Annotated in this window: 15 protein-coding genes and 4 tRNA genes; 11 read left to right on the top strand and 8 right to left on the bottom strand. The window is 35.4% G+C overall.

Going from position 1 to position 14,204, the window contains the following annotated elements; all coding sequences use genetic code 11:
• Positions 1 to 19: 19 nt before the first annotated feature.
• From SFA27_RS17755 to SFA27_RS17765, 3 genes are read left to right on the top strand one after another with little or no spacing between them, the layout of a single operon-like run.
• The gene (locus tag SFA27_RS17755; protein WP_407293975.1) at positions 20 to 1,294 is read left to right on the top strand and encodes an erythromycin esterase family protein; all 1,275 of its coding nucleotides are present in this window, start codon (positions 20 to 22) and stop codon (positions 1,292 to 1,294) included.
• Positions 1,294 to 2,196, top strand: a complete 903-nt coding sequence (locus tag SFA27_RS17760) for an ABC transporter ATP-binding protein (protein ID WP_264518651.1) — start codon at positions 1,294 to 1,296, stop codon at positions 2,194 to 2,196. The genes SFA27_RS17755 and SFA27_RS17760 overlap by 1 nt, the downstream gene beginning before the upstream one ends.
• Complete coding sequence (locus tag SFA27_RS17765; RefSeq protein ID WP_407293978.1) at positions 2,189 to 2,971, top strand: ABC transporter permease; 783 nt, start codon at positions 2,189 to 2,191, stop codon at positions 2,969 to 2,971. The genes SFA27_RS17760 and SFA27_RS17765 overlap by 8 nt, the downstream gene beginning before the upstream one ends.
• Before the next feature lie 92 nt (positions 2,972 to 3,063).
• On the opposite strand, the gene SFA27_RS17770 is transcribed toward SFA27_RS17765, so the two are convergent.
• From SFA27_RS17770 to SFA27_RS17785, 4 genes are all read right to left on the bottom strand, one after another.
• Entirely contained in the window at positions 3,064 to 3,588 is a 525-nt protein-coding gene (locus SFA27_RS17770; RefSeq protein ID WP_407293980.1) for a thermonuclease family protein, read from the bottom strand.
• A gap of 147 nt (positions 3,589 to 3,735) precedes the next feature.
• Complete coding sequence (locus tag SFA27_RS17775; RefSeq protein ID WP_407293982.1) at positions 3,736 to 4,080, bottom strand: hypothetical protein; 345 nt, start codon at positions 4,078 to 4,080, stop codon at positions 3,736 to 3,738.
• Positions 4,081 to 4,219: 139 nt separating this feature from the next.
• Positions 4,220 to 4,621 carry a hypothetical protein gene (locus tag SFA27_RS17780; protein WP_407293985.1) on the bottom strand — a complete coding sequence of 134 codons (402 nt, stop codon included), beginning with the start codon at positions 4,619 to 4,621 and terminating at the stop codon, positions 4,220 to 4,222.
• Positions 4,622 to 4,651: 30 nt separating this feature from the next.
• Positions 4,652 to 5,269, bottom strand: a complete 618-nt coding sequence (locus SFA27_RS17785) for a hypothetical protein (RefSeq protein ID WP_407293987.1) — start codon at positions 5,267 to 5,269, stop codon at positions 4,652 to 4,654.
• A gap of 154 nt (positions 5,270 to 5,423) precedes the next feature.
• Here SFA27_RS17785 and SFA27_RS17790 point away from each other — a divergent pair.
• The 8 genes from SFA27_RS17790 to SFA27_RS17825 all read left to right on the top strand — a co-directional run bounded on the left by SFA27_RS17790 (position 5,424) and on the right by SFA27_RS17825 (position 9,365).
• Positions 5,424 to 5,498 (top strand) — tRNA-Pro (locus tag SFA27_RS17790).
• A gap of 32 nt (positions 5,499 to 5,530) precedes the next feature.
• Positions 5,531 to 5,604: transfer RNA gene (locus SFA27_RS17795), tRNA-Arg, on the top strand.
• Positions 5,605 to 5,848: 244 nt separating this feature from the next.
• Positions 5,849 to 5,923: transfer RNA gene (locus SFA27_RS17800), tRNA-Pro, on the top strand.
• Positions 5,924 to 5,955: 32 nt separating this feature from the next.
• A tRNA-Arg gene (locus tag SFA27_RS17805) sits at positions 5,956 to 6,029 on the top strand.
• Between the two features lie 290 nt (positions 6,030 to 6,319).
• Positions 6,320 to 6,919 (top strand): TetR/AcrR family transcriptional regulator, encoded by a 600-nt coding sequence (locus tag SFA27_RS17810; RefSeq protein WP_047374079.1) that lies wholly within the window; start codon positions 6,320 to 6,322, stop codon positions 6,917 to 6,919.
• Between the two features lie 61 nt (positions 6,920 to 6,980).
• Positions 6,981 to 8,261 carry an MFS transporter gene (locus SFA27_RS17815; RefSeq protein ID WP_407293989.1) on the top strand — a complete coding sequence of 427 codons (1,281 nt, stop codon included), beginning with the start codon at positions 6,981 to 6,983 and terminating at the stop codon, positions 8,259 to 8,261.
• Positions 8,262 to 8,266: 5 nt separating this feature from the next.
• Positions 8,267 to 8,821 carry a cysteine hydrolase family protein gene (locus tag SFA27_RS17820; protein WP_407293991.1) on the top strand — a complete coding sequence of 185 codons (555 nt, stop codon included), beginning with the start codon at positions 8,267 to 8,269 and terminating at the stop codon, positions 8,819 to 8,821.
• 127 nt (positions 8,822 to 8,948) lie between these two features.
• Positions 8,949 to 9,365: an EamA family transporter gene (locus tag SFA27_RS17825; RefSeq protein WP_407293993.1), complete on the top strand. Its 417-nt coding sequence runs from the start codon at positions 8,949 to 8,951 to the stop codon at positions 9,363 to 9,365.
• 356 nt (positions 9,366 to 9,721) lie between these two features.
• Here the strand turns inward: SFA27_RS17825 and SFA27_RS17830 are convergent, their stop codons facing one another.
• The 4 genes from SFA27_RS17830 to SFA27_RS17845 form a co-directional block, all read right to left on the bottom strand.
• Positions 9,722 to 10,561, bottom strand: a complete 840-nt coding sequence (locus tag SFA27_RS17830; protein WP_407293995.1) for an SH3 domain-containing protein — start codon at positions 10,559 to 10,561, stop codon at positions 9,722 to 9,724.
• A 22-nt stretch (positions 10,562 to 10,583) separates the two neighbouring features.
• Positions 10,584 to 11,411, bottom strand: coding sequence for a 50S ribosomal protein L11 methyltransferase (gene prmA, locus SFA27_RS17835; protein ID WP_264518663.1), 828 nt, complete (start codon positions 11,409 to 11,411; stop codon positions 10,584 to 10,586).
• A gap of 286 nt (positions 11,412 to 11,697) precedes the next feature.
• Complete coding sequence (locus SFA27_RS17840) at positions 11,698 to 12,411, bottom strand: 3-ketoacyl-ACP reductase (protein WP_407293997.1); 714 nt, start codon at positions 12,409 to 12,411, stop codon at positions 11,698 to 11,700.
• 165 nt (positions 12,412 to 12,576) lie between these two features.
• Complete coding sequence (locus SFA27_RS17845) at positions 12,577 to 14,163, bottom strand: calcineurin-like phosphoesterase C-terminal domain-containing protein (protein WP_407294000.1); 1,587 nt, start codon at positions 14,161 to 14,163, stop codon at positions 12,577 to 12,579.
• Positions 14,164 to 14,204: the final 41 nt, after the last annotated feature.

Below are 14,204 nucleotides of genomic sequence, written 5' to 3' on the forward strand. Positions count from 1 at the left end.
ACTGGGTAATTTTGAATGGATGAAAAAAATACTTTACACTTTTATAATTTCTGTCATTGCAGTTTTAATCCTGAATAAAATTGTTTTTAAAGATATTCCCGAAAAAGAAAAACAGGAACTCCTGAACGACGTCCAGCGGTACAAACATCCCATAAAAAGCATTTCTATGATCTATCCGGACAATAGCGATCTGAAGGTTCTGGACTCTGTGCTTCAAGAGAACAGGATTCTAATGCTGGGAGAAAACATCCATTATGACGGAGCTACCATGCAGGCCAAAAGCAGGCTCATTAAATATCTTCATGAGAATATGGGGTATAATGTTGTGCTCTATGAAGCAGGACAATACGATACATGGATGATGAATGAAGAAATGAAGAACCACAATCTGAAAATTCCCTCAGCTTCTATAGGAGGAACGGGACTTTTTGATTTTTGGTGGAATAATAAGGAAACCCAGCCTTTGATCAGTTATTATCAAACAACTAAAACTTCAGCTCATCCGATAGAACTGGGCGGGTTTGATATTCAGTTTTCCGGAGATGAACTCTATGAAAAACGCGGTAAGCTGCTGAAGGATTTTTTAAGCAAAAATTCGATTGAGCTTAAGCCATTTCCTCTTTTAAACAAGAACCTTAATCAGATCTCTAATTTTATGTACAAAGGGTTTGCCAGTAAAAACTTACCCGGCAATCAGAAAAAGGATATTCTGGAGGAAATCAGCAGACTGGAACATGTGGTTTCAAAATTGAAAAAAGATCCTGAAAACATTATGTATGCACGGTATTTACATGACATGAGGAACAATTTCGATAAGATATGGAAATACAAATCCGGATCTATGCAGAGTATGCAGTTCAGAGATTCTTTGATGGCTAAAAACCTTATTCATCAGATTGACTCCGTTTATCAAGGACAAAAATTGATTGTCTGGTGTGCAAATTTACACACTTTTGCAAGCCGGTACAGCAAAGATTATTTGCCTTTGGGCGCTTATATCAAAAGTAAATACGGAAAGGCTTCTTATATGATTGATTTTTCATCCTACGCCAAATACAATAAAACCAGAACATTAGTAGATAAACCGGGAAAACTTGCCATCGAAAATACATTTCACGCAACGAAGACCCCTTATTTTTTTATCAATCTCAGAAATATCCCGGAAAGTTCCGTACTGAAGAAAGAGTTTGTATCCACCATCAACCAGGGAACAGATCAGAAAAAAGTCTGGAGCCGGTTTTTTGACGGAATATTTTATATAGACACCAATACTTCTTTAACACCCATCGAATAATGGAAAGCATCACTACTAAAAATCTCAGCTATACCATAGGTTCTAAAACCATTCTGAACAATATCAACCTCAATATTCCCGAAGGCAGTATTTATGGCTATCTGGGAAGAAACGGAGCAGGAAAATCGACCACGATCAAACTCCTTTTGGGACTTCTGGAATCATCAGGTGACAATATTTTCATTCAAAATAAAAGCTTAAAGCAGAATAGAACAGAAACTCTCGCCAACACAGGAAACCTGATTGAATCTCCTTGTTTTTATACCAAGCTCACTGTTTCTGAAAACTTAAAATACCTGGACATTATCTATGGTAAAGGAAACAAAAGGATTGATGAGGTTCTGGAACTGGTAGATCTTCTTAACGAAAAGAAAAAGAAGGCAAGCGCCCTGTCTATGGGAATGAAACAGCGTCTTGGAATTGCAATGGCTATTTTTCATGACCCGAAACTTCTGATTCTGGATGAACCTCTCAACGGACTTGATCCTCAGGGAATCTTTGAAATGAGAAAACTCTTCCAGCATCTGAATGAGCTGGGAAAAACCATTTTCCTTTCGAGCCATATTCTGAGCGAGCTTGAAAAAACGGCGACCCACATCGGAATTATAGAAGGGGGACAAATGATTTTCCAGGGAACAAAAAATGATCTTCTAAGCAAAGTGGAAAAAGAAGTTGCTTTAAAAGTTAATCCTGTTGAAAAAGCATTATCTCTGCTCCAGGGCACTTTTTCCGCAACGCTGAATAATACAAACAAAATTTCTGTAAGAATCAATGATGATAAAGAATTCAACGGACTTCTCACAACGTTGATCCAGAATGGAATTGAGATCTATGACATAGAATCTCAAAGCACCAATCTTGAACAGATCTTCATTAATTTAATTGCTAAAAAACATGACTAATACCAATACTTTTTTTAAGGCCTTTTCATCAGAGCAGTACAAGCTCTCCAAGAACAAAGAGATTTTCGGAATTCTGCTGATCCCGGTTTTGATCATTTTTGCCGTTGATTTGTACATTTCCTATGATGTACTGCGCTCCGGAATTCAAGAGTCTGAGGGAACAATAAATCCATGGAAAGCTTCATTGGGAAGAACTGTATTTATGTTTTTTTATCTGCTGTTTCCTATTCTTGTTTCTCTTTTTGTACAGGCCTGCTGTGATGTGGAATACCGGAATAATAATTATAAAATTCTGTTTACACTTCCTGTTTCCAAGACTAAAATATTTTTCTCGAAGGCTTTATTTATCCAAATTACAGTTTTCCTGTCTGTTCTTTTTTCATATCTGGCATTACTCTTAAGCGGATATTTACTCAGTATTGCTTTCCCACAGCTGGGTTTTCAGAATTATGATTTCAGAGAAGTAATATTTTATACCTTTCTGAAGTTTTTCATTACGCTTTCTGCGATCTCTATGGTACAGCTGACTTTGAGCCTTCTTTTCAAAAATTTTATTTATCCTATTGGCTTTGGAGTATTCATGCTGCTATTTTCTACGATCGTTAATGAAAGAGAATTTTCTGATTTCCTGATTTATACCGGAGGTTACAAATCGATGTTGAATTTTATGAATGAAAATATTGTATTTGAAAGGCTGGATTACTGTAATATTGCAGCTATTTTCATCTTTATGGCCACAAGCTTTTATATTTTTATAAAAAAGAAAGGGGGATAAAAAGATGGAAGCTTGAGGATGGAAGTTACTAGCAGACCTATCAATGAATGATAGACTTCCCTTTCCCATCTTCACGCTTCCTTACCTAATATTTACGCTACTGCTTTTACTTTTGTTCCGTTCTTAGCAGCTTCAATTTTCTTATTATTTCTAAGCTCACGTTTCATTTTACGGTAATCCCAGGGAGCGAGAGCATTACTATCCTGCCAAAGCCCCATCCTTTTAAGCTTTGCAGTTTCCTGCAGTTTCCCTAAAGAATCATCTTTGGAATAGGAGTAATACCACCATCCCATTCCAGCTTTGATAAGCTCTTTGGAAAGGTATTTCCCGTCATCATAATATACTTTCGCAATAGACCTTCCATAGCGGTCTGTAGTGGTTTCTACAAAACTTACCGTTTTCCCGAATACCTGAGCAGAAGTAAACTGTTTTGCATTTTTCCCGAACGCCTGTCCACTTTCCGGACAATCGACTTCAGCCAGCCTGATTTTTTTTTGCTGGTTTCCTTTTAACAGTAAAGTAATGGTATCTCCGTCTGAAATTTTGATCACTTTTCCGGTAGTCTGTGAGAATAGGAATACAGGGAAAAGTACGTACAGCAGCATTAATCGTTTCATGGAGCAAATATAGGAATTAGTGGGGCTTGTTTAATTAAAAAACCTCGCGTTTTGCGAGGTTTTTTTTAATATTGAATTAAGTTATTTGATTTTTTTGCCTCAAAGTTGGGAGACTTTGAGGAGCAGAGGATACTAAATTAAAAACTATTAATTGTCTAACCCAAATTTATCTTCATAATCAAATTTTTCAATTTTATCAGAGTTTTTAATAACTATCTCTAAAGAGCCTTTTGGTTTTAGTATCGAATCTCCAACAGAAACCTTATCCCACCAATCTCTATAAACCACTATACTATCTTTATTGCCATATACCAAGAATGGTATATTGTGATTATCAGAATTAATATACTTTTTGCTAACCATTGATTTTATATCTTTATCTCTAATCTCATCTAAAAAACTACCTTTGTTTTTTGAAGAAAATATCAATTTGTATAAGAATACTAAAGTAATAATAACAAATATGATTATCAACTCTCTATTTCTGTTCATTTTTCCTAATTAAAAAACATTAATATTCAAAAACCAATAATAGAAAAATAAAAGCAATGAAACAGACGACCAGAGTCTCTGACTGATTTTCATGAATTATAATTTTAAATTCTAAAATATCTTTCATTATATCTATTATTTATTCTATTTGCCATACCAAATTATACACTTCTTTTTGTTTTAAAAATTGTCCTTTACTGACCTCTTGTACCTTGTATTGTTTTACATGATAATAGTGAATATTTTTAGGAGTTGAATATTTATTTTTATAATTATTGTTTATGAATTTATTTCCTTCTAAACTTGATATGGTAATAATTTCATCTTGTTTTATATATACATCTAAAACACTTGAAACTATTAAACTATATCCATGTTCTTCTTTACGCATTAGATTATATTCTCCGTTAATATCTACTACAAAATACTTATCAATAATATGAACTTCATGCTTATTTAAAGAAAAGTCTAACAGAAAAACTTTTACTATAAAAAAAGATCCCAATAACAATAGTATGAATACAAATATTTTAAACTTCATTTACAATTAATTTTGAATTTTGATAGTATTTTACGGATTGAATTTAATGGTGTTAAAGATTTTTAAAAACAGCTCTTTATTCTCTTCACTCAAATCATTAATAATAATTGCCATCTTATTTTTGTGAACATCTACACTATCAAAATGAACACCGATAGATCCTTTATCCATTTTCTTAGGCAGCATAATCTGAGCTCTGTGCCGATTGATGGTATCGTAGTAGTAATAATTTACATTATAAATTCCATTTCTGTAATCTCTATCGGAATTATCTGACAAATAAGCATTAAGCTCAATATTACTCTTAAATTTTTCAAAAATTTCGGGTTCTGAAACAACCATATAATTATCCTCTTCAAAAGGTTTATAATCACCATAATAAACATATCCGAGATGCTTATTTCCAATATTGATACTAAACACCTGAGAATCTTCGGCAGGTTCTTTTTTAACAACAAATGATTCGGGTAAACTAAAAGATATATTGGCAATTTTATGGATTACAAATTTTTCATCTCTGCAACAAGAATACATCATCAAAAGGCAGCTGAACAGAAGAAAACGAGCTCCTGTTTTCACGGTTATTCTTTTATACTTTGGGATAAGAATGTTGAATGTGAATAAAAAAAGCGAAAATTTTTTCATCATTTTTAAAGCAGGCTAAATCAATGGTTATTAGCAGGCTAAAGGTAATAAAAAAGGTTTCATGAAAAATTACACCTCATTTTCTTTTTTTATTAAAAAAAGAATTGCAAATTTGCAACCCTAAAAACGGAGTAAAATTCGTTACTGATGACACCTTCGGGGCGTAGCGTAGTCCGGTCATCGCGCCTGGTTTGGGACCAGGAGGTCGCAGGTTCGAATCCTGCCGCCCCGACTGTTTTAGTAGTTTTCTCAAAACTACTTTATGGGTGCGTAGCTCAGCTGGATAGAGCATCTGCCTTCTAAGCAGACGGTCAAAGGTTCGAATCCTTTCGCGCTCACTGAAAGACTTACTGGAAACAGTGAGTCTTTTTTGTTTTTGCTCAGTTTTGGGTAAAGGTCAGCCATTTTAACAAGTGACAATAAAAAAATATAAGACTATGGTTTTTAAATAAGTATGACTAATCAAAAAGTCTTCACTAAAAATTAATTAAAAATTATTCTTAATTTTATTTTTTTATTTAAAAAAATATTATACCTTTGCAACCGCAAAAACGAAGTAAAATTCGTTACTGATGACACCTTCGGGGCGTAGCGTAGTCCGGTCATCGCGCCTGGTTTGGGACCAGGAGGTCGCAGGTTCGAATCCTGCCGCCCCGACTGTTTTAGTAGTTTTCTCAAAACTACTTTATGGGTGCGTAGCTCAGCTGGATAGAGCATCTGCCTTCTAAGCAGACGGTCAAAGGTTCGAATCCTTTCGCGCTCACTGAAAGACTTACTGGAAACAGTGAGTCTTTTTTGTTTTTATTACTTATCGTTAAATTTAAACTATAATATTCTATCGTAAGTACAAAATCTATTTTTTTAGCAACATTATCTAAGGGAGAACAAAGAGTTAATCTATCTCATTGATTTTTTCTAAGCGAACACATAGCAGAAGTTTTATTCTATAGATCCGAAGAATAAATCATCTATTTTTTTACAATTTGACAAAATTTGTTTTTTTGTCAAAAATAATTTAATTTTGCACTCATAATTTCAGATAATTTTAAGACAATGTCAGCTCACACAGAACAAGACCAGCTTTCACAACAAATCCTTGAGACCGCTTCAGGACTGTATTTAAAGTATGGTTTAAAGAAGGTGACAATGGATGATATTTCAAAAGCAGTTGGAAAAAGCAGAACTTCAATTTATTATTATTATAAAAATCGTGAAGAAGTCTTTCAGGCGGTTTTGGATAATCTGATCAAAGAAGTTATTTCTGAGATTGATTCCAATATGAGAAAGAAAAATACGTTTGAAGGAAAAATTCAGGAGTTTTGTATGGCTAAAGTAAAAACATCAGAAGAAAGATCATCATTTTTCAGAGCTATAGAAGCAGGAATGGACAATGAGGAGAAGTCAAAACACATCACCGATGCCCACAACCGAATGATGGAAGCAGAAAGAAATCTTTTGCTTAATTTATTTTCAGCGAGCATTAACAATGGTAACATTCCAAAAGTTGCCATCGAAGAACAGGAAACCATCATCTTTATTTTACAGAGTAGTATCAGGGGAATAAGGCGCGAGATGAGTTTAAAAAACAATTTTGAAAACTTAAACAATACAGTGAACACTCTAACCTCTATGGTTACTAAACATATTGGGTAAAAATTTTTTATTTCAATTTTGACACTTTTACATTATTTGTCAAATAGTCTATTTAAAAAAAATGAACAAATTAAGTAATATCAGTACATTCCGGGCTTTCAGAAGCACCAATTACACGTTGTATTTTTTCGGGCGTTCTGTCTCTCAATTTGGAACGTGGATGCAGCGTACAGCCGTAGTGTGGGTTGTATACAGCATGACCCAGTCTGCCTTTATGTTGGGACTCACCATTTTTGCAGAACAATTCCCTTCATTCTTATTTTCAGCATTCGGCGGGGTTGCAGCGGATCGGTACAACCGGTATAAAATTATACAGATCACTCAAATTTTATCATTAATTCAGGCATCTCTACTGGCTTTTTTGGTAATGACGGGACATCAGAACATATGGAGTTTCATTATACTCAGTGTTTTTCTAGGCATTATTAATGCTTATGACATTCCGGCCCGGCAGGCTATGATTAATGAAGTGGTAACGGATGACGAAGACCTTCCAAGTGCTCTTTCTCTGAGTGCAGCTATGGCAAGCATCGCTAAATTGGCGGGTCCTGCCCTTTCCGGAATCATCCTCCAAAAATTCGGGGCTGGAACCTGTTTTCTTATCAATGCAGCCAGTTTTGCAGCGGTAATGCTTTCAATTTCTATGATGAAAATAAAGATCATTCCGAAAAAATCAGCTAAAAAAGGAACTTTTACAGAATTAGCTGAGGGTTTCAGGTATCTGAAAAAAGAACCATCTATCAGTCTGGTCATCATCATGCTGAGTATTACAGGTTTGCTGATTTTACCTTATGATACTTTAATTCCCGTTTATGCAAAGGAAATTTTCAAAGGTGATGCTAAGACATTCGGCTATATATCCAGTTTCATCGGGATCGGAGCGGTTCTCGGAACGGTATTTCTGGCTTCGCTGAAGAAAGGAGCATCCATGAGGAACATTCTTATTCTGAGTACAGTTATTCTGAGTATTGGACTGATCTGTTTTTCATATGCTACCAATTTCTACTGGTCTATGTTCTTTGCTGCGCTCACAGGATTAGGTGGTGTCGCACAGTTTACGACCTGTAATATTATTGTCCAGTCTGAAGTAATTCCCGAAATGCGTTCAAGAGCGATCAGTATTTTATTGACTGCCATATTCGGGATGCTGCCTGTGGGAAGCGTGCTCATTGGATTTGTTTCAGAGAAAATAGGAGCACCAAAAACCTTATTGATGGAAGGAATTGCAGGAATTTTAGTTGCTGTTGTCTTTAGACATTTATTATTTAAAAAGAACAAGATAAAAGCAGTGAACAAACAACTTTTAGAAGAATCTGAGGAACAATTTATTAATAAAGTGTAATGAAAATGGAAAACATAAAAACAGCATTATTGGTGATGGACATGCAGTCATCAATACTAAGTAACGTACATGATACACAAGAACTGTTATCTAATGTCAAAGAGGCTATTAAAATTGCCAGAAACCGCCAAATTCCGGTTATTTATATTACAGTAGGGTTCAGACAAGGAATGCCGGAAATAAGCTCCAAAAATAAAGCATTTTCAGTAATTAAACAGCATATGGCAGATGTGAATATGAAAGACTGGATTGCTATTCATCCTGAACTTACTCCTGAAGAACAGGATATCGTGATTACCAAGAGAAGATTCAGTGCTTTTACAGGAAGTGATCTGGAAGTTATTCTCCGCGGACTTGATATTCAGCACCTGGTATTGACAGGAGTATCTACCAGCGGTGTTGTTTTATCTACAGTAAGAGAAGCTTCGGATAAAGATTATCAACTGACAGTGATTGAAGATTGCTGTAAAGACAGTGACAAAGAAGTGCATAACATCCTGATGAATAAAGTTTTCCCAAGACAGGCCGACGTTATTACCGTAAGTGATTGGATAAAATAAATAAGAGAAGAATACCATCATTTTATTACTTATTTTGGCTATCTTTAAGTAAAGAATACAAGGACGATCATTAAAATGGAGAGGCTTATCAATAATACAGATCAATAATTTTTAAAACTTAAAAAATATGTGGTGGGTATATGCAATTCTTTCAGCTTTTTTTGCTTCATTAACCGCTGTTTTTGCTAAGATCGGAATCACCGGGGTTAACTCAAACCTGGCAACAGCCATAAGAAGCGTTATTATTTTACTGGTCGCCTGGGGAATTGTGTTCGTACGAAGTGAATACAAAGGAATCCCGGCGCTTTCCAGGCATAATCTTATCTACATTGCCATTTCCGGAGTTGCAACAGGACTTTCATGGATATTTTATTTCAAGGCTCTCCAACTCGGAAAAGTAACGCAGGTTGCTCCGGTTGACAAACTAAGTGTAGCATTGACGATTATTCTTTCTGTTTTATTTCTTGGGGAATCCCTTACCCTAAAAACAGCTATAGGAGCTTTATTGATTATTGCTGGAACTGTTCTTTTAATTTTTGAATAAAAGAATATACCACATACCTATTCCATCCGCTTCACTGGCTGAAAATTCCGTTTCACCTATCTATTTCGCTGAATCAGTTTATCTTTTAACTTAAGAGATGCGAAGACCTATTACTTTTATATAGTAAACGCAGCCGAAAGGTCACTTAGTTAGTTTTAATTAGTATCAAGGAAACATTGATTAAGGATCAATAAAAATCTTTTTGTGCTTTAATTCCTTGTAGCCTTTATGGCTTAACTATACACTTAATCATGTTTGGGTAGGATTGGATCGGTTTGTTCCAATCCTATTTTTTATGGACTTTTATACAATAAAAAACCGCTGTAGCTACAACGGTTTAATTTATTTTGAGGATATTATTTTAGCTTATAAGAACTTCCGTTCCAAAGATAGGTTTTGGAAGAGCTTTTCTTCTTCTCTCTGTCTTTTTCATCCACTTCCATGTCTTCCACTTTTAGGATAAATGCGTTGGAAATTCCTCCTTTATCATTAGGAAAAACATATTCTTCGCTGTGATAAAAAGCTCCTGCATCACCCACATTCGTTAATTGCGGAAGGATCATCAGTTTTTTATCCTTAAAAAGAACATACTGATCATAGCTTGCGATTCCACAGGTTTCACCGGAAACCATTGCTTTCAGAGTCAATTCAACATTCTGCAGTTTGTGGCCGCTTTCTATATTAAATGCCGCTGAATTCAACTCCTCTCCTCTTCCTGTATCAAAATACACCTCATCAATGAGTGTATTTCCTTCCATTACTTTTATTCCTGCAATGTTCTGTTTTTCGATCTCATTGTATTCTTTATTCTTCCTGTCAATTGTTTTGGAAAGCCCAAAAAGGAAATCATATCCGTTTTTGTTACGGTATCCTATACAAAGATTACCTCCCCAAACATATCCTTCCAATGTACTCTCTCCCTTCTGATAAGAGATTTTATACCAATTGGCTGCTCTTTCTCCCAACTTCAGCACAGTTTCTTCTTTTTTAAGAATCACCACCTGCTGATTGGTCTGTAATGAATCTACAATCTGAGTATTAACACCCGGATCCAATCTCACGCGGGTCCAGTCTGTAAAGATTTTCTGCGTTTTATTTTCTTCAAAACCAAAGACTCCATCTGTATATACTTCACTTTCCTGTGCTGTAAAGAACTGCAGCATCAGTAGAAATAAAGCTGTCCATAAAGTTTTCATATTTGTATTTTGTTTTTTGGTGTTATTTTTCAAGAAGTAAGCTTACCCATTCTTCACGTTGTAGCTGCTTTTTCAGCTCAAGTCCGCTTTCTTTACATACTTCCAGAATATCATCTACGTCAAAGAAACATAGTCCTGAAAGTAATAGTTTCCCACCGTCATTCAATACTGAAACATAAGTCGGGATATCTGAAATCAGGATATTTCTATTGATATTGGCTAAAATAACATCAAAATTCTCTTTTCCTAAGTTTTCAGCAGTTCCCTGTTCAATATCCAGTTCTACATTGTTTCTTACTGCATTTTCTTTTGAATTTTCTACCGACCATTCATCAATATCGATAGCTTTTGTATCTCCTGCTCCCTGTTGTTTTGCATAGATTGCCAATACAGAGGTTCCACATCCCATATCCAGTACTTTTTTACCATTGAAGTCAATATCCATCATTTGCTGGATCATCAGGTGGGTGGTAGGGTGATGACCTGTTCCAAAAGACATTTTAGGCTGAATAATAATTTCATGCATTCCCGGTACTGATTCGTGGAATTCTGCTCTGATCAATACTTTATCATCAATATTGATTGGAGAGAAATTCTTTTCCCATTCTTCATTCCAGTTGATATTAGGCATTTCTTCGAAAGTGTATTCGATTTTTACGTTTTCGTTTTCAAAGATCGGAAGTGCTTTCAGCTGATCTTCCTGAAACAATTCTGTCTGGATATATCCTAAAATTCCGTCAATTTCTTCTGTAAAGCTGTCAAAACCTATTTCTATAAGTTCTGCCATTAAAATCTCATTCCAAGGCTGCAATGGAGAAATTTTGAAATTGAATTCTAAATAATTTTGCATGTGACTAATTTGCTGCAAAAATACTAATGTTATTATTGTTAAAAAAATGGTGGAGGAATTTTTGGCTGAAACCGGGGAGTTTTTTCTGGTTTTTCCCACAGATTACTCAGATGACACAGATCTTTTGAAATGTGAAAATTTCTAAGTTTTGGCTGAAGCCCCAAAAGTTAGCCAAAGAGAAAGCGGGCTAAAGCCCGCTCCTATTGAGTTTCATTATTCAAGGCAGATTAACAGTTCTTTGCCGACAGCTTTAAACTTTAAACTTTGAACTTTAAATTTTAACCTCTTATGGATTTGTAGAGAAAATAGAACCATTTGCAATTAATGCTCTTCTGTTCATTTTCAGGATATCTCTTACCCATTCTGCAAAGTCTTCCGGCTGTAATACTTTATCAGGATTTCCGTCTGTAAGTCCTCCCTGGATACTCATATCTGAAGCAATGGTACTTGGAGTCAGGGTGATCACACGGATATTCTGTTTTCTCCATTCTGCCATCATTGACTGTGATAAAGAGACTACTGCGGCTTTTGAAGCGGCATATGCGGACATATTCGGACCTCCTTTCAGACCTGCTGTAGAAGCTACGTTTACGATATCACCATCTCCTTTAGCTTTCATAAATGGATGAGCTGCTTTGGCTGCGTAATACACTCCGAACAGGTTGGTCTTAATAACCTGCTCCCATGTTTCAGAAGGCATTTCTTCAATACTTCCGAAATCTCCGATCCCTGCATTGTTGATCAGAATATCAATACCTCCCAATTGTTCTGCTAAAGATTCTATTCCAGCTTTTACCTGAATTTCATTGTCTACAGAAAAAACTGCATATGCTGAGTTTACTCCCAGTTTCTTGATCTCTTCAACTGTCATTTTAAGATTTTCCTCGTTTCTTCCTGTAATGGCAACGTTTACTCCTTCATTGGCTAAAGCTAATGCTACAGCTTTCCCTAATCCTCTTCCACCACCTGTTACGATGGCATTTTTCCCGTTTATATTCATAGTAATAATACTTTTCTTTATACAAAGTTACGAAAGTACATTTTTATGAAGCGGTGAAAACATGGATTTAATTTATATTTTATTAAACCTCATCAAAAATTAAAACCGGCTCATAAGAACCGGTTTCAAAATCTAAAAAAAGGTATAGTAAAAAAAATAAAATGCTTAAGGAATCTGAATTGAATTCTGAACTTCAAATTCTTCTAAAGCCGTGAATTCATTTCCGTACATGTCAACAGCTTTTACCTCAACTTTATGCTTTCCTAATGATAATTTTTTAGGAAAATCTGCTTCCCAGATGTGTTTTGACATTTCAGGATTGGAAGGTCTTCTTCCCGGAAAAATTTTCTCTGTAGAATCCCATTTGAAAACAGAAAGAGCAAAATTCGGATCTATGGTTTCATCATACTCCATTTCTTCCCATTTTCCATCATCTATTCTGTATTCTACCTTATCTTTTTTGCTTCCCATAAAGAAGTTGGCCAATACTTTTGCAGAAGTTCTTGATGTAGGAATCACTTTCGGAACATATAGTTTGATCTGATAATCATCCGGTTTTCCCGCTGTTTTGTATTTAACTTTATACTGGTTGTTTGCAAAGCTGATGAATGAATATCCTTTTGCCGTTCCGTCTCTCATTGTGGAAGTAGGAAGTCCTGCATCGTCAGGTGTTCCTGAGTACCAGTCGCCACAAGTAGTTCCCACATTATATTCGTGTAATTCTTTGTTTCCGTTCCAGCCTGCTTTTTTACCGTAGAAAATCTGCTGCTGGATGTGCGTATGTGCTGATAAAAGCAATACATTCTGGAAAGGATTTAAGAAATCAAATAATTTCTGACGATCCGCATTTCTGAAACTGTCTTCGTTGTTATGTTCTAAAGGAATATGGAAAGATATCACGATCAGTTTATTTTTATCAACCAATTTCAGGTCATTTTCGATAAACTGAAGCTGGTCTTCACGGAAACCACCCCAATAGCCTTTACCATCTCTGGGATCGGGGTAAAGTATATTATCCAGAATGATAAAGTGTACATTACTATAGTTGAAAGAATAATTGGCAGGACCAAAATTAGACTCAAATGTTTCATCTGAAAGACGGTCTTCCTTCGCATCGTAATTCATATCATGGTTCCCCATTACATTATACCAAGGCAGCCCCACTTCTTTCATTACATCTGCGTAAGGCTTTTGAAGGCTTAGATTATCTCCTACCAGATCTCCTAAACTGATTCCCAATACTGCATTCTTTTTGGTGTTCTTCACTTCATTTACAATTCCTCTTTTGAAATAATCCAGTTCTTTTTCTGTGTAAGGCTGTGGGTCTCCAAAAACAAGGATATCAAAGTTTTTGGTTTCGTTTTGCTTATAAAGCGGAAAGTTCAACTCTTTAGGAAGATCTCCTGTAGCAGCAACTCCTTTGTATTTGAAATCTGCCGGAGATCCTTTTGGTTTATGATGGTAATAGAACTGTGGAAGGTTGTTCGCATTTAAAGCAGTCTGATATCCTGAAGGCTTGATGACAAAAATAGTCTGATCTTCCTGAACCGGAAGACTGTACCGCCCGTTTCTATCAGTAAGAACTACCTGAACTCCATTGGAAACAGCTACACCTTCAACTCCTTTTTCGCGGTTTTCTTTCTTTTGATTTTTATTGCTGTCTTCGTATACATATCCTGAAACAGAAGTTTGCGAGAATGTCATTGCTGAAACCAGGATGCAAGGCACTAAAAATTTTATATTGATACTCATTATCTTTTAATCTTTAAATTATTTTCAATTTTTAAATTCAG

Source organism: Chryseobacterium sp. HR92 (assembly GCF_045689405.1).
Lineage (GTDB): Bacteria > Bacteroidota > Bacteroidia > Flavobacteriales > Weeksellaceae > Chryseobacterium > Chryseobacterium viscerum_A.